Here is an 18647-nt window from a genome sequence, read left to right as displayed (position 1 = left end):
CCGCGAAGCGTAGCATCCCGTTTCCGGCAGTGTCAACGGCGCGCCGCGGCGCTTGCCCGATCTCATGCTCCAGCGTATATTTCGGGTTCCGCCTCCGAACGGCTCTTGTCCTTAGAGTCTGTCGCGACCCTGGCGGCCCTCTAGAGGAAGGTCGACGATGGAGCCCGTCCCCGGGAGCACCGTCTCCCATTACAAGATCCTGCGAAAGCTCGGCGCCGGCGGCATGGGAGTGGTCTACGAGGCCGAGGACGGGCGGCTGGGGCGCCGGGTCGCCGTGAAGTTCCTCTCCGAGGAGATGGAGCGCGATCCGACGCTGCTCGAGCGCTTCCAGCGCGAGGCACGCGCCGCCTCCTCCCTCAACCATCCCGGCATCTGCACCGTGCACTCCATCGAGGAGCACGAGCGGCGCCATTTCATCGTGATGGAGCTGCTCGAAGGCCAGACCCTGTCCCAGAAGATGGGCCGGAACAGTTTTCCAATCGGCGAGATCCTGGATCTCGGGATCCAGATTGCCGACGCGCTGGAATCCGCCCACTCCAAGGGGATCGTGCACCGCGATCTGAAGCCGGCGAACCTGGTGATGACCGCCCGGGGGCAGGTGAAGGTCCTCGACTTCGGGCTGGCCAAGATCGAGGGTGTTCGTCAGGGGACCGACCGCGACAGCTCTCAGGCCGACACGGTCATGGGGGCCTCCCCGCTGACCACGGCGGGCGCCGTCCTCGGGACCGTTTTCTATATGTCCCCGGAGCAGGCGCGCGGGCAGCTCACCGATCCGCGCACCGACCTGTTCTCGCTGGGCGCCGTCCTCTACCAGATGGCCACCGGGGCCCTCCCTTTCCCGGGCGACACGCAGCCGGTGGTCTTCGAGGCGATCCTGAACCGCGCCCCGAAGCCGCTCGCCGAGGCCAACCCGGCCATGCCGGGCGAGCTGGGCAGGATCCTGGAGAAGGCGCTCGAGAAGGATCGCAACCTGCGCTACCAGACCGCCACCGAGCTGAAGACCGACCTGCTGCGCCTGAAGCGCGACCTCGATTCCGGCCAGCGGCGCGGCCTGTCCGACTCCAAGGGCGGCGCCGAGAAGCCCTCCGAGAAGTCGATCGCCGTCCTCTATTTCGAGAACCTGAGCGGCGTGAAGGAGGACGAGTACCTGCGCGACGGCATCACCGAGGACATCATCACCGAGCTGTCCAAGATCCGGGGGATGAAGGTCTTCTCGCGCCCCACCGTCCTGGTCTACCGCGACAAGAGCGTCACTCCCTCCCAGATCGGCCAGCAGCTCGGCGCCGCAGCGGTCCTGACCGGAAGCCTGCGGCGGGCCGGCACCCGGCTGCGCATCACGACGCAGCTGATCGACACGCACACCGACTTCCCGCTCTGGTCGGAGCGCTACGACCGCGAGATGAAAGACGTCTTCGAAGTGCAGGACGAGATCGCCCAGAAGATCGCCGCGGCGCTGCGCATCCAGCTGTCGCCCCAGGAGCAGGAGGCGCTCGCCGCCAAGCCCACCGACAACCTGCAGGCTTACGACCTCTACCTGCGGGGCCGGAGCTACGCGCGCCGCCTGACGCGCCAGGACCTGGAGTTCGCCCTGCAGATGTTCGAGAACGCCGTGACCCAGGACCCCAACTTCGCCCTCGCCTTCGCCGCCATCGCCAACGTCTGCGCCTACTACCACGCCCACTACGCCCGCGAGGACGTCTGGATCCACCGCGCCCGGGGCGCCGCGGAGCGCGCCATGGCGCTGCAGCCCGACGTCCCCGAGGTGATGGTGGCCCAGGCCTGGATCCTCTACGCCAAGGGGCAGTACGACGAGATGACGGCCATCGTGCGCAACGTAATCGCGCGCAAGCGCGACTGCGAAGGGGCCTATTACCTGCTGCTCCGCGGGCTGTACGCGTCGGGGAAGTACCAGGAGGTGGCCAACGTGGCCGACGAGGCAATCGAGTCGAGTGGCACCGATTACAACGTCTACGTGCCGATCATGAATTCGCTCGGGGCCCTCGGGAAGGACGAGGCCCTCCGCAACATCCGGCATCGGGCGATTCAGGCGATGGAAGGGCATCTCCGCCAGGTCCCCGAGGACGCCCGGGCTCGGATTCTCCTGGCGAACAATTACGCCGTCGAGGGTCGTCACGACGACGCGATGCGCGAGGCAAACCTGGCCATGCTCCTGCGGCCGAACGAGGCGATGGTGCATTACAACGTCGCCTGCGTGTTCTGCTCGATGAACAAGAAAGCCGAGGCAATGGACGCTCTGAGCAAGGCCTGGCGCAACGGCTTCAAGGACGCGAACTGGGCGCGTCGGGATCCCGACCTGAACCTGCTGCACGGGGACTCGGAGTTCGAGAGACTCTATCCGGAGAGTGCCGCGCAGCCCGATTGAGCGGACGGGGTGTCCCGCGTCGAGAACGCCAGCGAGGTCCGGTTGATGAGGCGTCCTGCGGGGATCGTTCTCATCTCCCTCCTGATTGCCGCCGCTTCCGTCGGAATGCTGATCGAAGCCTTGCCCCTGAGGCGCGGCTCCCCCTTCAACCGCGCCTTCATTACTTGCGTGGCGATCGCGGCGCTCGGGCTGGTGGCGGCCCAGGCGCTGTGGCGCCTCCGCCCCTACGCCTTTCTGACGTTCACCCTCTGGTCCGTGGGCGTGGCCTCCTGGCTCGTCATGGTGCGCCTGGGAACCGGCTCCTCCGCACACCTCATCCGGTTGTTCGAGCCGCTCCTCTATCTCGGCCTCGCCTACGCGGTCCTGGCGCTCTACCTCCGGCGGGTCGTCTGAGGCGGGCGGATCTCCCGGCGTGACGCAATCCCTTGACCCTCAAGGCTTCTTGATTTACTGTTTTTAGGGCGGCCCGGGCGAATCACGCTCGGCAGCGCCCCGAAATCCCGACAAGCAACCTGAGGAGATGTCTTCGTGAGCGTTCGCCGACTTCTGTGCCTAGCAATCCTTGCGATGATCGCCCCCCTTTCGGCCGCCGGATGGGCCGCCGACACCAAGCCTGCCGCCAAGAAGCCCCAGACCAAGCCGGCCGCCAAGGCCGCCCCGCAGACGCAGACCGCACCGGCGCCCGAGAATCAGCCCGTGCAGTCCAAGGAAGGGGTGACGATTCGCGAGAACTACTTCATGGAGCTTCCGGGCATCGACCTTACCACCCTGACGCCGAAGCAAAAGCAGCGCTACCTGGACCGGGTCAATCAGGAGCTGTGCACCTGCGGATGCCCCAACGACACCATCGCCCACTGCCTGGTTAACGACCCGAAGTGTCCAACCGTCCGCGGGATTGCCGAGAAGGTCCTGAGCGAAGTCAAGGCCGGCAAGTAGAGAGCTTTCCGCGCGTTGAGCCCGCTCCGTGCGCCGTGCTATATTGACACGCCTTTCAACCTCGATACTTACGATTCACCCGGGCGCCACCGGGGGGAGCCTCGCGACCGCCCGCCCGGCGCCCTGAGGTGCACTCCAGGACCGCGGCCAACGCGGGGAGGCGGGAATGAAAGTCTTCGACGTCTCGGACATTCGCAACGTGGGGGTCATCGGCCATGGGGCTGCAGGCAAGACCTCCCTGGCCTCGGCCCTGCTCTTCGATTCGGGAGCGGTGAGCCGGCTGGGGAAGGTCGAGCAGGGCAACACCGTCACCGATTACGACGACGAGGAAATCCATCGCAAAGTCTCCATCTCCCCCAGCCTCGCCTTCTTCGAATGGAACAAGAAGAAAATCAATCTCATCGACACGCCGGGCTACGGCACCTTCATCGCCGGCTCCAAGGCCGCGCTGCGGGTCGCCGACGCCGCGGTCGCGGTGGTCTGCGGCGTCGCCGGTGTGGAAGTCCAGACGGAGAAGGCCTGGTCGTTCGCCGAGGAGTTCGGGCTGCCGCGCCTGCTGTTCATCAACAAGCTGGATCGCGAGCGCTCCAGCCACGCGCGCGCCCTCGAGTCGATCCAGAGCCGCTTCGGGCGCACCGCCGTGCCGGTCCAGCTCCCGATCGGCTCGGAGAAGGACTTCCGCGGCGTCGTCGATCTCCTGGAGATGAAGGCCATCCTCTGGGCGAAGGACGAGAGCGGCAAGTTCGAGACCGCCGATGTCCCGGCCGATCTGTCGGAGGAGGCGGCCGCGACCCGCGAGAAGCTCCTGGAGATGGTGGCCGAGACCGACGAGAAGCTGATGGAGCGCTTCTTCGAGGCGGGCGATCTTCCGGAAGCCGAGCTGCGCGCCGGTCTCGCGGCGGCGGTGAAGTCCGGCAAGATCTACCCGGTGCTGTGCGGCTCCGCACTGTTCAACATCGGGGCACAGAAGCTCATGGACGCCATGGTCGAGCTCCTCCCCTCCCCGGCCGAGCGCGGCGAGGCCGCGGGGGTCGATCCCAAGAACCAGCAGGAGGCGCGCCGGCGGCCGGTGCCGGAGGAGCCCTATTCCGCCTTCGTGTTCAAGACGATCGCCGATCCCTTCTCGGGACGCATCAGCCTGTTCCGTGTCTACAGCGGCGTCCTCAGGTCCGACTCGGCGGTGCACAACGTCACGCGCAACGCCTCCGAGAGGTTCGGCTCCATCTCCCTCATGCAGGGGAAGGAGCTGATCCACGTGCCCGAGGTGAAGGCCGGCGACATCGCGGCGATCCCGAAGCTGAAGGAGACGCACACCGGCGACACACTCGCCGACAAGGCGCACCCGATCGCCTTCCCGGCGGTGAGCTTCCCGGAGCCGTCGATCTCCTTCGCCATCGAGCCCAAGAGCCGGGGTGACGAGGAGAAGATCTCCAACGCCCTGCAGCGCCTCTCGGACGAGGACCCCACCATCAAGGTGAGCCGCGACCCGCGCACGCACGAGATGCTCATCAGCGGGACCGGCGAGCTGCACGTCGAGGTGGCGGTGGCCAAGATGAAGAAGAAATTCGGAGTCGAAGCGATCCTGCACCCTCCCAAGGTCCCCTACCTGGAGACCATCAAGGCCAAATCCGAAGGCCACGGGCGCCACAAGAAGCAGACCGGCGGCCATGGGCAGTTCGCCGACTGCAAGATCCGCATGGAGCCGCTGGCACGCGGCTCCGGCTTCGAGTTCGTGGACGAGATCTTCGGCGGATCGATCCCGCAGAACTTCCGTCCCGCGGTGGAGAAAGGAATCCAGGAGTCTCGCCTGCGCGGCTACCTCGCCGGCTTTACGGTGGTGGACTTCCGCGTCATCCTGCACGACGGCGCCTACCACACGGTGGACTCCTCCGAAATGGCCTTCAAGATCGCCGGGCATCTGGCGTTCAAGGCGGCCATGGAGCATGCCCGGCCCACGCTGCTGGAGCCGATCATGACCGTCTCGGTCGAGACGCCCGAGGAGCTGATGGGCGACATCATGGGCGACCTCAACAGCCGCCGCGGGCGAGTGCAGGGGATGGACACGCAGGGGCACACGCAGATCATCAAGGCTCAGGTCCCGATGGCGGAGATGCTGGCCTACTCCAACACCCTGAAGTCGATTACGGGGGGACGCGGCTCGTACCACATGGAGCTGTCGCACTACGAAGAGGTTCCCTCGCAGCTCCAGACCAAGATCATCGCCGAGCACAAGCCCCACAAGACCGAGGACGAGGAAGGTGCCTGAGGCGCCGGTCGTCGCCATCCGGGACCTCGGGCGCCACGAAGGCGGCGAGGTTCGCATCCGCGGCTGGCTGTACGCGCGCCGCGAGTCGGGGAAGATCCGCTTCCTGGTGCTGCGCGACGGCACCGGATATCTGCAGTGCGTCGCCTTCGCCAAGGAGGTCCCCCCCGAGGTCTTCGCCCTGTGTGGCAGCCTCGGGCAGGAATCTTCGCTGGCCGTGCGCGGCACCATCCGCAAGGAGCCGCGCGCACCGGGCGGCTACGAGATGGGCCTCGCCGCGGTCGAGCCGATCCATGCGGCGCATGACTATCCGATCACCCCCAAGGACCATGGCCCCGAGTTCCTCCTGGATCATCGCCATCTCTGGCTGCGCTCCTCGCGCCCGCACGCCCTGCTGCGCATTCGCAACGAGGTCTGCCAGGGCTGCCGCGACTTCTTCTACGAGCGCGGCTTCACCTTGATCGATTCCCCCGTGTTCACCCCCGCGGCGTGCGAGGGGACTTCGACCCTCTTCGAGACCGACTATTTCGGCGAGAAGGCCTACCTGACGCAGAGCGGCCAGCTCTATCTCGAGCCGGCCTGCATGGCCTTCGGCAAGGTCTACTGCTTCGGTCCCACCTTCCGCGCCGAGAAATCCAAGACGCGGCGGCATCTGACGGAATTCTGGATGATCGAGCCGGAGGTGGCCTTCGCCGAGCTGCCGGACATCCTGGATCTGGCGGAGGACCTCGTCACGGCGCTGGTGGCGCGTGTGCTGGACCGCAACCGCGAGGACCTCAAGATCCTCGAGCGCGACGTCGCGCACCTGGAGAAGGTGGTGAAGCCGTTCCCACGCATGACCTACGACCAGGCCTCGGAGGAGCTGCTCAAGCCGGAGGTCGCCGCCCGGGCGGCGGAGCAGGGAGCTCCGGCCTTCCAGAAAGGGAGCGATTTCGGCGGGTTCGACGAGACGGTCCTCACCGAGAGCCGCGATCGGCCGGTCATGGTGACCCACTATCCGGCCGACATCAAGGCCTTCTACATGCAGCCCGATCCCGCCGACCCGACCCGCGCGCTGTGCGTCGACGTTTTGGCCCCCGAGGGATACGGCGAGATCATCGGCGGCAGTCAGCGCATTCACGACCACGACCTGCTGCTCGAGCGAATCCGGCAGCACCAGCTGCCGGAAGAGGCGTTCAAGTGGTACCTCGAGATTCGCAAGTACGGCACCGTCCCGCACGCCGGCTTCGGCATGGGCATCGAGCGCGTCGTCTCCTGGCTGGGGGGCGTGCGGCACCTGCGCGAGGCCATCCCCTATCCGCGCATGCTCCATCGTCTCTATCCGTGAGGTCCCATCCCGCCCCGCTGCGCGTCGGCTTCGTCTCCCTGGGCTGTCCCAAGAACCTGGTGGACACCGAGATCATGCTCGGGAGCCTGCGCCGGGACGGCTGCGAGCTAAGCGCCGATCCGGCGGATAGCGACGTCATCGTCGTCAACACCTGCGGCTTCATCGAGCCGGCCAAGCGCGAGTCGATCGAGACGATCCTGGAGATGGCGGAGCACAAGAAAACCGGACGCTGCCGCCGCCTGGTGGTGGCCGGCTGCCTGGTGCAGCGCTATCACCAGCAGCTGCGCCGCGAGATCCCGGAGATCGACGCCTTCGTCTCGCTCGACGGGCTCGAAGGGATCGTCGACGCGGTGCGCGCCGACTTGAAGCACGCGGCGGCCGATCCGGCGACCGCGATTTCGGGCGCCGCGCGCGCCCTCTACGATCACCGCCATGCCCGCGTCCTGGCGACCCTGCCGCATCTCGCCTATCTCAAGATCTCGGAAGGCTGCGACCACCCGTGCGCCTTCTGCGCTATCCCCTCGATGCGCGGGGCGATGCGCTCGCGGCCGATCGCATCGCTGGTCGCGGAGGCCGCGGACCTCGCCGCGCGAGGGGTCAAGGAGCTGGTGCTCATCGCGCAGGACTCCACCGATTACGGGCGCGACCTCGGCGAGGGCGCCGACCTGCCGGCGCTGCTGCGCGCCCTGGAGCCGGTGGACGGGCTCGAATGGATCCGCATCCATTACGCTTACCCCAATCGCGTCACGCCCGCCCTGCTGCGGACCATGGCGGGAAGCGCCAAGATCTGCCGCTACCTCGACGTGCCGCTGCAGCACTCCGACCCCGGGGTCCTGAAGGCGATGAAGCGAGGCGGCGGGCGGCACATCTTCACCGGACTGCTGGAGGAGATCCGCGCCGCCATGCCCGACTGCGCGGTGCGCACCACCTTCATCGTCGGCTTTCCGGGCGAGTCCGAGGCCGCCTTCGACGGCCTGCTGGACTTCGTGCGTGAGTCGCGCTTCGATCACCTGGGGGTCTTCCCCTACTCGCACGAGGAAGGCACCGCGGCCTTCGATCTCGCCGACGACGTGCCCCAGGAAATCAAGGACGATCGCAGGCGCCGCCTCATGGAGACGCAGGCCTCCATCGCGCAGGAGAACAACCTTCGCCTGGTCGGAAAGACGGTCGCGGTACGCGTGGACCGCCCCGATCCGGGCGGTTCCTTCCTCGCGGGCCGGATGGCCTCGCAGGCGCCCGACGTCGATTCCCGCGTCCTGATCGCCGGGACCGGAGTGGAGCCGGGCCGCCTGGTGGATGTCCGGATCGAAGCGGCCCATCCTTACGATCTTGTGGGCTCCCTCCTCTCCTGAGCCTCTGCCCCCGCGCGGGAGCAGATTGCCGCCGGATTGGGTATCATGAGGCGGGCCCTGAGGCCCTTGAGGCGCCCGGAAGGGCCGCCCCGTCCAATTCGCCGGGGCGAGCGGGGGGTTCTTCTCCTTGACCGTCTACGAATCGGCGGAGCTGTCCGGCGCGGCCTTGCAGCGCCCGGTGGTGACGCTGGGAAACTTCGACGGCGTACACCGCGGACACCAGGCGATCCTGCGGCACACGCTCGAGCATTCCCGACGCACGGGACTTCCGGCGCTGTGCGCCACTTTCCGTCCCCATCCTCTCAAGGTCATTCGTCCCCAATCGGCTCCGCCCCTGCTCACCGATCATGAGGAGAAGATGCGGCGCATCGAAGCCCTCGGCTTCCGGCACGCCCTGGTGATCGCCTTCACTCCCGCCTTCGCGCAGATTCCGGCCGACACCTTCGTGCGCGAGACGCTGCACCAGTCCCTCCACGCCGCCGCCGTTTTCGTCGGCAACAACTTCAACTTCGGCCGCGGACGGGAAGGAAACGTCGAGCTGCTGCGGCAGCTCGGACGGGAGCTGGGGATCGAGGTGCCTCCGACGGAGGATTGCCTGGTCCTGGGGAGCCCGGTCAGCTCGAGCCGCATCCGGCGGGCATTGCTCTCCGGGGAGGTGGAGCTGGCGCGCGAGCTGCTCGGGCGCCCGTTTGCGATCCACGGAATCGTGGTGCGCGGCGAGGCGCGCGGGGCATCGCTCGGCTTCCGCACCGCCAACCTGCGCGCCCGCTCGGAAATCCTGCCGGCCGACGGTGTCTACGTGACGCTGGCCAAAACCGGCGAGCGGGAGCACCCCTCGGTGACCAACGTCGGAAGCCGCCCGACGTTTCCCGACGCGGCCTTCGCCGTCGAGACCCATCTCCTGGATGCGGCATTCGATCTCTACGATGCGCCGCTCGAGATCCGCTTCCTGGCGCGGCTCCGCCCCGAGCTGAAGTTCGACAACCCGGAACAGCTTACGCGACAGATCGCCGCCGACGTCGAGCGGGCCCGCCGCTACTTCCACGACGTCGCTCCGGTGGTCCCGCGGTGAGGACGCCACGACGACCATGACGCTCGTTTCTCCCTCGAATAGCCGCTTCTTCTGGCTGCGCCTGCACTCGCTTTCGGGAATCATCCCCGTGGGAGTGTTCGTGCTGCTGCACCTCTATACGAACTCCTTCTCCCAGAAGGGGCCGGAGGCCTTCGACACCCGCCTGCGGACCATGAACAATCTTCCCTTCATGACCGCCTTCGAGGTCCTTTTCATCTACCTGCCGATCCTGTTCCACGCGGGATTGGGGATCTGGATTACCTTCCGCGGCAGGCAGAACCTGCCCGCCTACCCGCTGTTCGGCAATCTGCGCTACCTGCTGCAGCGTCTCTCCGGGATCGGGGTGCTGCTGTTCGTGGGGGCGCACGTCTACAAGACCCGGATCGAGCCCTGGATCGGCGGCTTCCCGATGAACTTCGAGCACATGCACGAGGCGATGACGGAGCCGATCACCGTCGCGGTCTATGCCCTGGGGCTGCTCGGCACCGCCTATCACCTGGCGAACGGCGTCTGGACCTTTTCCATCACCTGGGGGCTGACCACCACCCCCGCCTCCCAGCGCCGGCTCAGCGCCGCCACCATGATCCTTTTCGTGGTGCTCTTCCTGGTCGGGATCAACAACATGCTCGGGTTTCTGGGCAAGGGCTGGAACCTCTGAATGAGCGGCAACGATTCGGCTGCGCGCGACTGGATCACCGGGAAGATCGTCCCGCTGGTGCTCTGGAGCCTGCTGCTCGCCGCCGAGCTGTCGGCGCTCGCCACGAAGACGCGGGCCCTCCTGCGCGAGGGCGCGCGTGAGGATCTCACGCTGGAGGTGGCGCGCCACCTCCTCACCATCGCCTTCTTCCTGCTCGTACTGGCGGCCTACGTCACCCGCATGCGGGCGGTCTCCCCGGCGCAGGGGTTCCGCGAGCGGGTGCTTCCCATGCTGGTGTTCCTGGCCGGGCCGATCGGCATCGTCGTCCTGAACCGGCTCAACGCGCCGCACCGGTTCCAGGCGCCGCGCACCGCGGTCGCCCTCTCGGTGGCGGGGCTCGCCTTGAGCCTATGGTCGCTGCTCCACCTGCGCAGCGCCTTCTCGATCCTGGCCGAGGCCCGCCGCATCGTCCATTCGGGGCCGTATCGCTTCATCCGGCACCCTCTCTACCTCGGGGAGGCGATCACCATGCTGGGCCTGTGCCTCGGCTTCGGGACCCTTACCGCGATCCTTTTCTGGGCGATGGTCAACGGCTTCCAGCTGGTGCGGGCCCGCATCGAGGAGGAGAAGCTGGCGCGCGCCCTGCCCGAGTATCACAGCTACCGGCAGCGGACGCGGTTCATCCTTCCCGGGCTGTACTAGGACTAGGACGGAGGGATCGCGGATGGTCTGGTCCTTCCGGCTGGGGACGGTGCTCGGCATTCCCATCCGGGTCCACATCACCTTCCTGATTCTCCTGCTGCTGCTCGCCGGCAACGAGGCGAGCCGCGCGGGGCTGATTTCCGGCGTGCGCATCTTCCTGCTCATCGTCCTGCTGTTCTCGTGCGTCCTGCTGCACGAGCTGGGACACTGCGTGGTGGCCCGCCGCTTCGGCGTCGCCATCGCCTCGATCACCCTCTATCCACTCGGCGGCATCGCGGTGCTGGACGACATCCCGCGCCAGCCGGCACGCGAGATCCTGATCGCGCTGGCCGGCCCGGCGGTGAACTTCCTGATCGCCGGGGGACTGTGGCTGCTCGATACGCTGGCCAGCGCAGCGCCGGTGCTCGCGTGGGACGCGCCCCCCGGCGCTGACCTGCTGGGTGGGTTGCTCTGGGCCAACCTGGGGCTGGGAGTCTTCAATCTCATCCCGGCCTATCCGATGGACGGCGGCCGGGTGCTGCGCGGCATTCTGGCCACGCGCCTTCCCTACCCGCGGGCGACCCAGATTGCCGCGCGCGTCGGCAAGGGCTTTGGAGGCGTTTTCGTCCTGGGCGGGATCTTCCTCGAGGATTGGTGGCTGCCGGTTATCGGCGTCTTCCTCTATCTGGTCGCCAACTCCGAGGAGCAGGTCGCGCAGCTGTACGGGGCGCTCGAGAATCTCAAGGTCGAGGACATGATGATTCGCGATTATCTGGCCCTGTCGCCGGCCGATTCCCTCGGCGACGCGGCGCGCCTCTCGCTGCACTCGCTACAGGAGGATTTCCCGGTGGTGCGCGACGGCGTCTTCGTGGGGGTCGTCAACCGGGCGAAGATGGCGGAAGGTCTGCGGGAGCCGCGGGAGGCGAGTGTGCAGAGCGTGACGCAGCCGGTCGAGGCCCGGTTGCATCCTGCCGATCCGCTGCGCGAAGCGCTGCGGCGGATGCGCGTCGAGCGGGTCGGGCTCCTGCCGGTGATCGATGAGAGCGGCTTGCGGGGAATCGTGACGCTGTCGGGCATCCTGCGCGGCGCGGCGCTGTTGGCCGGGGCCGGGCGTGGGTCTCAGGAGCCCCAGCGGTAGAACCCCTCCCCGCTTTTCTTGCCCAGCTTCCCCTCACGCACCTTCTCCCGCAGGATCTCCGGCGGGGAAAACCGAGTGTCGGAGAGCTCGGAGGCGAGCGTCTGGGCGATCGCGAGCCGCACGTCCAGCCCCACCAGATCGGAGACCCGCAGCGGCCCCATCGGATGCCCGTAGCCCAGCTCCATCGCCTTGTCGATGTCGGCCGCCGCCGCCACCCCTTCCTGCAGCATGCGCATCGCCTCCAGCCCCAGCACCACCCCCAGCCTCGAGGTGGCGAAGCCGGGCGAGTCCTTCACCACGATCGGCTCCTTGCCCAGCCGCGCCGCGAAGCCGAGCGCGGTCTGCAAGGCGGCCTCGGAAGTCTGCTCCGCACGCACTACCTCCAGCAGCTTCATCACCGGCGGCGGGTTGAAGAAATGCAGCCCGACGACGCGCTCGGGTGCGACGGCGCGCGCCGCGATCTTCGTCAGGCTCAGCGAGGAGGTGTTGGACGCCAGCAGCGCCTCGCGCGGGCAGATTTCGCCGAGGCGCGCGAACAGCTCCTGCTTCCATTCCATCTTCTCAGGGATCGCCTCGATGATCAGGTCGGCCGCGCCCGCCGCCTCCTCCAGCGTGTTGGCGGTCGAGAGATTCGCCAGGGCCGTTCCCATCGCCTCGGCGCTCACCTTCCCCCGGGCCACGGCCGCTTCGAGCGAGGCGCGGATCTTGGGAAGGGCCGCGGCGGCGGAGTGCGGCACCGCATCGAACAGCCTCACCTGGCAGCCCGCCAGCGCCGCGACCTGCGCAATGCCGTGGCCCATCGTCCCGGCCCCCACCACCGCCACGCGGCGGATCGCCTCCGCCGATACGACGCTCATCACCCGCCTCCCTTCACGACTTGAAGAGCTTCTTCCATTTCTCCCTCGCCGCTTCTTCCGGCGAGCGGCGGGAGGGCCCCCCGCCCTGCGTGTCGGCGAAGGTGAAATACTCGCAGAAATTGGCGCGCTCCTTGTCGGCCACCCATTCGGCCACCGGCTCCAGGCACTGGTTGTGGGCGGTGGGGCTGTAATGGACGCAATTCCGGCAGCAGCGCAGGTCGCGGCCGCAACCGCCGCACTCGTCCGTGCGGAACAGCTTGCCTTCCTTGCTCACCTCCGCGCCACAGGCGTGACAATGCCGCATGCCGGCCCTCCGCGGGCACGATTCTATCAAAGGCGGCGCGCCGGGCGCTGTGGGGAGGCTGTGGTATCATGCGCGCCGGAACCGGCGGAGATCGCATGCGCGCCTTCATCACCTTCGAAGGGATCGAAGGGTCCGGGAAGACCACCCAGATCCAGCTCCTGTCGGTCCGGCTGGAAAATGCCGGAATCGAGCATGTCCTGACGCGCGAGCCCGGCGGCACCGAGATCGGCAACCAGATCCGGGCCCTGCTGCTCGATCCCGCCCATCGCGACCTGACTCCGCTGTCGGAGCTGCTGCTGTACCAGGCGGCCCGCGCCCAGCACCTGGCGCGGGTGATCCTGCCGGCCCTGGCGGAGCGCAAGCTGGTGCTGTGCGATCGCTACAAGGACGCGACCCGGGCCTACCAGGGCGACGGGCGGCACCTTCCCGCGGAGCTGGTGGAGACGCTGAACCGACTCGACCTGCTCGCCCTGGAGCCCGATCTCACGCTGCTGTTCGACATCGATCCGGAGACGGCGTTGGCGCGGGCGCGCCGGCGCGAGGGCCGGGCGCCGAGGGATCAGTCGCGCTTCGAGCAGGAAGACATGGAATTCCACCGCCGGGTGCGGGACGCCTACCGCCGGCTGGCCGCTTCCCATCCTCAGAGGATCCGGGTCCTCGAAGGGGACGGTCGCATCGAGGAAGTCCACGAGCGGGTCGTCGCAGCCCTTCGATCCGCTCTCCCCTCCCTGGGTCTGCCTTGACCCGCCGCTTCGCGGAGCTGCGCGGACAAGGCGCCGTTGTCGCGGCCCTCGATCGCGCCTTGAACGAAAACCGCCTCGCCGGCGCGCTCCTGTTCCACGGTCCCGACGGGATCGGCAAGCTGACTGCCGCCATGGCCCTTGCCCGCGAGCTCCTGTGCGCGGCCGGATCGGCCGGCGCCTGCAGCGCCTGCTCCAGCTGCCGCAAGCTCGACGCCGCGGCGCTGCTCCATCCCGATCTCACGGTCCTGCATCCCCAGGGAGGCAAGGAAGAGCCGGCGGCCCGTCCCTCCGAGGAAAAAGCCAGCGCCGCTCTCGATCTGCACGCCCTGCAGGACGAGGTGCGCCGACATCCAGCCTGGAGGATTCCGGCGGAGATGGCCCGCCGGCGCCTGGCACAGCTCTACCTTTCGCCTTCCACCTCCCCCCGACGCTTGCTGCTGGTGCTCTCGGCCGAGCGGCTCAACGAGGAATCGGCCAACGCCCTGCTCAAGGTCCTCGAGGAGCCTCCGGCGCGGGCCGTGATCCTGCTGCTGACCGAGAACGCGGCGGCGCTGCTGCCGACCATCCGCTCGCGCTGCCGCGCCTTCCGCTTCGCGACCCTGGCCCGTGATGAGATCCGCCGCTGGCTCCGGGAGGTCGATCCCGGCCTCCCGGAGGGACAGGCGGCGCTCGCCGCGGCTTTGTCGGGAGGGCGCCCCGGAAAGGCCCTCGAGCTCGCTCCCGATCCACAGCGCTATCTGCAGCGCCGCTCCCGGCTGGGGAACATCCTCGCCGGAGCGGTCGAGGCCGGAGCATCCCCCGCCGCGGCGCTGTCCGCGACGGCGGCCCTCTTTCCCGAGGACGAGGCCACCGACGAGACGCTCTCAATGCTCGCCGATCTGGTGCGCGACGCGATGCTTCTGGGAAGCGGGTGCGACATGGCGGTATTGACCCACCCCGATTCGGCCCGCTCCGAGCAGCGTCTCGGAGTCTCCCCCTATCGCGCCGCCGAGCTGCTGGGACGTCTCGAGCGCACCCGCGAGGACCTGCGGCGCTTCGTCAACCGGCAGGTCGCGCTGGAATCCCTTCTTTTGGATCTGGTCAATCCGCCGACGCCCGCAACCGCCCGGAGCTGAGCCGCTTCCCGCCCGTCCGGAACCCGTCCCCGAAAGCCTTCCTCCGTCAATTGTTTCGCACCGCCGAGTACGATCTTTTCTATTGTCTTCGCAGCCGGCCGCACCATACTTCCGGTAGCTCGTCGTATCGCCCATTTGCGCAAGGACCGTGGAGGATGAACTCGGCAGATTCAGCGTTCGCGCAGGGGCATTCCCAGCTCGAGAAAAGCAAGGAGAACCCCGCGCGTCCGCCGCGGCAGGCTTCGCTGTGGCGCGACGCCTCCGGGGACTGGCAGTACGTTCCCAGCGGCAGCGCCGCCATGCAGAGCGTCGAGCAGAAGGCCCTGCGGGTGGCGCCGTCCCAGGAGACCGTCCTGATCCTGGGTGAGACGGGAGTCGGCAAAGACCTGCTGGCCCGTTTGATCCACCACAACTCCACACGCCGTGATCGTCCTTTCGTCCATCTCAACTGCGCTTCGCTGTCCGAAGGGCTGCTCGAATCCGAGCTGTTCGGCCACATGCGCGGGGCCTACACCGGCGCCGTCGAGAACCGCATGGGGCAGTTCGAAGCCGCCTCGGGAGGAACGCTCTTCCTGGACGAGATCGGCGAGATTCCGCCGCGCCTGCAGGCCAAGCTGCTGCACGTCCTGCAGGAGAGAAAGCTGTACCGGGTGGGCGGGCGCCAGGTGGTGGAGGTCGACGTGCGGGTGCTGGCCGCCACCAACCGCGATCTGACGCGCGACATCAAGGCGGGAACCTTCCGACAGGACCTCTATTACCGGCTCGGCGTGGTCTCCCTGCGCGTTCCGCCGCTGCGCGAGCGGCGCGAGGACCTCGAATCGCTGGCGCTGCACTTCCTGCGGCGCTACGCGACCCAGTACAACCGTCCGGAGCTTGCCGATCCCGGCCGCGACTTCTTCACGCTGCTCGGCGCCTCCGCCTGGCCCGGCAATATCCGCGAGCTGGAGAACGCCATCAAGCGCATGATCCTGCTCGGGGGAGACGCCGAGCTGGATGCGAGCCTCGAGGACGTGCCATGCGGCATGGCCGCGGGAGCTCCGGAGCCGGCGTCCGCGGCGCAGCCGGCGCTGCCGTCCCCCCGGTCCTTGCGCGAGGTCGCGCGCCACGCGGTGGAGCAGGCGGAGCGCGCCGCCATCCTCCAGTCCCTGGAGCGGCATGACTGGAACCGCCGCCGCGCCGCCCGTGAGCTCGAGATGAGCTATCGCTCCCTGCTCTACAAGATCAAGGACTACACGCTGACCCGGCGCTCGACCTCCGATCCGCAAGAGGATCCCGTGGAGCCCTGAGTCAGCCGGCGATCGCTTCGAGCGCCTGGAAGAGCGCGGCGCTCCGATGCCCATGCTCCGGGCAGCTCGCCCGCCGGACCGTCAGCGCCCGGATCACCTCGGATTCGTCGCCCAGCACGCGGGACTGGATCAGGGCCCGGCGGATCTTCTGCCCGACCTGCTCTCCTTCCGTTCCGCCCGTCTCCGGCAGCAGGACGAAGAGATCTCCCGCCTGGCTGGGAGCCACGCGGTCGACGGGGCGCAGCACGGAGCGCAGCACCCGCAGGCTGCGGGCACTGCGCAGCTCGTCCCCGCGGCGGGCAATGCCCTCCTGCGGGCGGAAGGCGATTTTCAGAAGCGTGCAGGCGCGAGCTCCCGAAGGCAGCCGCTGCAGCTCGGCGTCCACGAGCGAGCGGAAAGCTTCCGGCGACACCAGGCCGCCCGGGGTGGAGTCGGGTTCCACTCGCAGAGCGCGCTCGCCGCGCGACAGGCTCGGAAGCGCGTCCTCCACCACCAGGGCATACATCCACAGCAGGATGGCCTCGTCTTCCTCGAAGCGGCTCTCCCGGCCCAGGAGAATGGCGCCCCAGGGTTGCCCTTCCATCTGGATCGGGAAGCTGACGGCTGCCGGCTCGCCCAGCATGGCAAGCTCGGACTGCAGGCGCACTTCCTCGGGACCTGCGACCAGCAGCGGCTTGCCGGCCCGCATGGCGGCCGGCGAGATCTCGCCTCCACCGCGCAGCCCCTCGGGGATCCCTCCCGTGAAGCCCTGCGAAGCCGCCGCTTCGAGCGTCATCTCGGCGTCGCTCTTGAGGTAGAACACCCCGCGGCTCGCTCCCACCAGTCCGGCGGCGGTATGCAGAACCCTCTGCAGCGGGCGCCGATCGCGGCCGGCGCCGTGCAGCACCATGCAGGCATGCAGCAGGCGGTTCAGCTCGCGCCAGCGACGCCGGCCCATCTCGGCGCAAATCTCGGGCGGGCGGCGCACGCCGTAGCGCTGCTCCATCTCGGCAGCCAGGGAGACCCCCTGCGCCGTCCCCTTCGTCCCCTTCTGTTTTTGAATCATCTTCGTGCTCCTGTCCGGTATTTGATCCGGCTCGGATGTCCATTGGCCCGGCACGCCGGTGTCCTATTGACCGGCACGGCGGTGTCTTATTGACCGGCACGGCGGTGCCTATTGCCATCTCCGTGCCAAAAGACGGCAGCCGCCACGCGCGCCATCTTCTCCTTGGGTGGCGGGCCTTTGCCGGCATTCGTTCCCACGAAAAGGAGTGTTCCGCCCTGCGAGCGTGTCTGCAAACCTTCCGTCGGTGTGCAACCGCTTGCACGCTCACCGCCTCCGCGCCGCGGCCGACTCTGCACGACTTTGCAGACTCGCGTGCAAGTTGCACACACAAACCCCTCGCACTGCCGGTCTCTCCTCCCTGCAAATCCGTGGAAACCCTTGCGTCGCAAGCCCTTTGCCGCATTGCACGCCGCATGGCACGCCGCTTGCCATATCCCGCGCAACGGGTTTTCCAAACATCACTTTTAGGAGGAGGAACCATGAAGGCTTTGATGACCCGTCTGTGGAGAAGCGAAGAGGGCCAGGATCTGGCCGAGTACGCACTGCTCATCGCGCTGATCGCGCTCGTCGTGATCGCGGCGGTGACGGCCCTGGGCGGCCAGATTCAGACGGTGTTCAACAACATCGCGAAGGCCCTGAACCCCTAGAAATCGAAACGGGAATGCTGAGCTCCGGGAGGGGGCTCGAGCGAGCCCCCTCCCACTTTTCGAGGAACGAAACGCCGGAAGAATCCGGCGATGACTTTGGGCGGATGGAGGCGACGCGATGTTCCGGCAACGGATTTCAAGGCTGTTCCCGGGCGACCTTCTCGCGAGGACTGAGGGTCAGGACCTGGCCGAGTACGGGATGCTGGCCGCATTGATCGCCGTCGTCGTCATCGTGGCCCTCGTGACGGTCGGAAACGGCCTGGCAAGCTTGTGGGGAAACATAACAACCGCTTTTGCGGCGCTTTCTTAGGAAGCACGGGAGACGACGGTCGTGAAACTTACACTCATCATCTATCTGGCCGCCATCATCGTCGCGGGAATCGCCTGCTTCACCGACCTGCGCTCCCGTCGCATCTCCAACCAGCTGGTCCTTGCCGGCCTCGCGGCCGGCTGTTTCCTCAATACCCTGCGCGGCGGCTGGGCCGCCCTCGGGTGGAGCCTCGCCGGAGCGCTGCTCGGACTGGCGATCTTCCTCCCCTTCTTCGCGCTCGGCGGCATGGGTGCCGGCGACGTGAAGCTGCTGGCCTGCCTCGGCTCGATCCTGGGCCCGCGGGACCTGTTTGCCGTCGCCCTGGTCGGCGCTTTGGCCGGGGGCGTTCTGGCCCTCGGGGTCGCGTTGGCCAACGGTCGGCTTCTGTCCACGCTGAAAGGGATCGCGCAGCTGTTCGCCTTCTGGTTCACGGGAGGGCTGCGGCCTTCTCCTGTACTCAACCTCGGGAATCCCGGCACCTTGAAGATTCCCTACGCCGTTCCGGTGGCGGCGGGCACCCTCGTGGTGCTGCTGAGCCGGTGGAGCTGAAG

Annotated in this window: 19 protein-coding genes; 16 read left to right on the top strand and 3 right to left on the bottom strand. The window is 67.8% G+C overall.

Features of this window, described 5'->3' with window-relative positions; translation table 11 throughout:
- Positions 1-157: 157 nt before the first annotated feature.
- From VFW45_18850 to VFW45_18805, 10 genes are all read left to right on the top strand, one after another.
- On the top strand, positions 158-2383 hold the full coding sequence (locus tag VFW45_18850; GenBank protein HEU5182855.1) for a protein kinase: 2226 nt from the start codon (positions 158-160) through the stop codon (positions 2381-2383).
- A gap of 45 nt (positions 2384-2428) precedes the next feature.
- A complete protein-coding gene (locus tag VFW45_18845; protein HEU5182854.1) occupies positions 2429-2776 on the top strand; it encodes a hypothetical protein in 348 nt (115 codons plus the stop codon).
- 135 nt (positions 2777-2911) lie between these two features.
- The gene (locus VFW45_18840) at positions 2912-3319 is read left to right on the top strand and encodes a hypothetical protein (GenBank protein ID HEU5182853.1); all 408 of its coding nucleotides are present in this window, start codon (positions 2912-2914) and stop codon (positions 3317-3319) included.
- 166 nt (positions 3320-3485) lie between these two features.
- A complete protein-coding gene (fusA, locus tag VFW45_18835; GenBank protein ID HEU5182852.1) occupies positions 3486-5585 on the top strand; it encodes an elongation factor G in 2100 nt (699 codons plus the stop codon).
- Positions 5578-6909 (top strand): asparagine--tRNA ligase, encoded by a 1332-nt coding sequence (asnS, locus tag VFW45_18830; protein HEU5182851.1) that lies wholly within the window; start codon positions 5578-5580, stop codon positions 6907-6909. The genes fusA and asnS overlap by 8 nt, the downstream gene beginning before the upstream one ends.
- Positions 6906-8261: a 30S ribosomal protein S12 methylthiotransferase RimO gene (rimO, locus tag VFW45_18825; protein ID HEU5182850.1), complete on the top strand. Its 1356-nt coding sequence runs from the start codon at positions 6906-6908 to the stop codon at positions 8259-8261. Before asnS ends, rimO begins: the two co-directional genes overlap by 4 nt.
- 127 nt (positions 8262-8388) lie before the next feature.
- Positions 8389-9333, top strand: a complete 945-nt coding sequence (locus tag VFW45_18820; protein ID HEU5182849.1) for a bifunctional riboflavin kinase/FAD synthetase — start codon at positions 8389-8391, stop codon at positions 9331-9333.
- A 16-nt stretch (positions 9334-9349) separates the two neighbouring features.
- On the top strand, positions 9350-9991 hold the full coding sequence (locus VFW45_18815; protein ID HEU5182848.1) for a succinate dehydrogenase: 642 nt from the start codon (positions 9350-9352) through the stop codon (positions 9989-9991).
- Positions 9992-10672, top strand: coding sequence for an isoprenylcysteine carboxylmethyltransferase family protein (locus tag VFW45_18810; protein ID HEU5182847.1), 681 nt, complete (start codon positions 9992-9994; stop codon positions 10670-10672).
- A 22-nt stretch (positions 10673-10694) separates the two neighbouring features.
- Entirely contained in the window at positions 10695-11789 is a 1095-nt protein-coding gene (locus VFW45_18805; protein ID HEU5182846.1) for a site-2 protease family protein, read from the top strand.
- Here the strand turns inward: VFW45_18805 and VFW45_18800 are convergent.
- On the bottom strand, positions 11771-12646 hold the full coding sequence (locus VFW45_18800) for a 3-hydroxyacyl-CoA dehydrogenase family protein (protein ID HEU5182845.1): 876 nt from the start codon (positions 12644-12646) through the stop codon (positions 11771-11773). The two genes, VFW45_18805 and VFW45_18800, sit on opposite strands and share 19 nt — an antisense overlap.
- 13 nt (positions 12647-12659) lie before the next feature.
- Positions 12660-12950 (bottom strand): hypothetical protein, encoded by a 291-nt coding sequence (locus VFW45_18795; protein ID HEU5182844.1) that lies wholly within the window; start codon positions 12948-12950, stop codon positions 12660-12662.
- Positions 12951-13045: 95 nt separating this feature from the next.
- Between VFW45_18795 and tmk the strand changes: the two genes are divergently transcribed.
- The 3 genes from tmk (at position 13046) to VFW45_18780 (ending at position 16094) form a co-directional block, all read left to right on the top strand.
- Positions 13046-13693, top strand: a complete 648-nt coding sequence (tmk, locus tag VFW45_18790) for a dTMP kinase (protein HEU5182843.1) — start codon at positions 13046-13048, stop codon at positions 13691-13693.
- Positions 13690-14808, top strand: coding sequence for a DNA polymerase III subunit delta' C-terminal domain-containing protein (locus VFW45_18785; protein HEU5182842.1), 1119 nt, complete (start codon positions 13690-13692; stop codon positions 14806-14808). The genes tmk and VFW45_18785 overlap by 4 nt, the downstream gene beginning before the upstream one ends.
- 155 nt (positions 14809-14963) lie before the next feature.
- On the top strand, positions 14964-16094 hold the full coding sequence (locus VFW45_18780) for a sigma-54 dependent transcriptional regulator (GenBank protein ID HEU5182841.1): 1131 nt from the start codon (positions 14964-14966) through the stop codon (positions 16092-16094).
- 1 nt (position 16095) lies between these two features.
- Here VFW45_18780 and VFW45_18775 read toward each other — a convergent pair whose 3' ends face one another.
- Positions 16096-17139, bottom strand: a complete 1044-nt coding sequence (locus VFW45_18775) for a GAF domain-containing protein (GenBank protein HEU5182840.1) — start codon at positions 17137-17139, stop codon at positions 16096-16098.
- A gap of 479 nt (positions 17140-17618) precedes the next feature.
- Between VFW45_18775 and VFW45_18770 the strand changes: the two genes are divergently transcribed.
- From VFW45_18770 to VFW45_18760, 3 genes are all read left to right on the top strand, one after another.
- Positions 17619-17786 (top strand): Flp family type IVb pilin, encoded by a 168-nt coding sequence (locus VFW45_18770; GenBank protein ID HEU5182839.1) that lies wholly within the window; start codon positions 17619-17621, stop codon positions 17784-17786.
- Positions 17787-17904: 118 nt separating this feature from the next.
- On the top strand, positions 17905-18096 hold the full coding sequence (locus tag VFW45_18765) for a Flp family type IVb pilin (protein HEU5182838.1): 192 nt from the start codon (positions 17905-17907) through the stop codon (positions 18094-18096).
- Positions 18097-18117: 21 nt separating this feature from the next.
- Entirely contained in the window at positions 18118-18645 is a 528-nt protein-coding gene (locus VFW45_18760; GenBank protein ID HEU5182837.1) for a prepilin peptidase, read from the top strand.
- Positions 18646-18647 lie beyond the last annotated feature (2 nt).

The sequence above is a fragment of the Candidatus Polarisedimenticolia bacterium genome (assembly GCA_035764505.1).
Classification (GTDB): domain Bacteria; phylum Acidobacteriota; class Polarisedimenticolia; order Gp22-AA2; family AA152; genus AA152.
This window is presented reverse-complemented; position numbering and strand designations above follow the sequence as displayed.

Bases quoted from the DNA above. Each gene is read 5' to 3' on its own strand.
- VFW45_18765 (HEU5182838.1), top strand. From the start codon at position 17,905: ATGTTCCGGCAACGGATTTCAAGGCTGTTCCCGGGCGACCTTCTCGCG.
- VFW45_18815 (HEU5182848.1), top strand. From the start codon at position 9,350: ATGACGCTCGTTTCTCCCTCGAATAGCCGCTTCTTCTGGCTGCGCCTG.
- fusA (HEU5182852.1), top strand. From the start codon at position 3,486: ATGAAAGTCTTCGACGTCTCGGACATTCGCAACGTGGGGGTCATCGGC.
- tmk (HEU5182843.1), top strand. From the start codon at position 13,046: ATGCGCGCCTTCATCACCTTCGAAGGGATCGAAGGGTCCGGGAAGACC.
- VFW45_18800 (HEU5182845.1), bottom strand. From the start codon at position 12,646: ATGAGCGTCGTATCGGCGGAGGCGATCCGCCGCGTGGCGGTGGTGGGG.
- VFW45_18775 (HEU5182840.1), bottom strand. From the start codon at position 17,139: ATGATTCAAAAACAGAAGGGGACGAAGGGGACGGCGCAGGGGGTCTCC.
- VFW45_18805 (HEU5182846.1), top strand. From the start codon at position 10,695: ATGGTCTGGTCCTTCCGGCTGGGGACGGTGCTCGGCATTCCCATCCGG.
- VFW45_18850 (HEU5182855.1), top strand. From the start codon at position 158: ATGGAGCCCGTCCCCGGGAGCACCGTCTCCCATTACAAGATCCTGCGA.
- VFW45_18845 (HEU5182854.1), top strand. From the start codon at position 2,429: ATGAGGCGTCCTGCGGGGATCGTTCTCATCTCCCTCCTGATTGCCGCC.
- VFW45_18795 (HEU5182844.1), bottom strand. From the start codon at position 12,950: ATGCGGCATTGTCACGCCTGTGGCGCGGAGGTGAGCAAGGAAGGCAAG.
- VFW45_18770 (HEU5182839.1), top strand. From the start codon at position 17,619: ATGAAGGCTTTGATGACCCGTCTGTGGAGAAGCGAAGAGGGCCAGGAT.
- VFW45_18810 (HEU5182847.1), top strand. From the start codon at position 9,992: ATGAGCGGCAACGATTCGGCTGCGCGCGACTGGATCACCGGGAAGATC.
- VFW45_18780 (HEU5182841.1), top strand. From the start codon at position 14,964: ATGAACTCGGCAGATTCAGCGTTCGCGCAGGGGCATTCCCAGCTCGAG.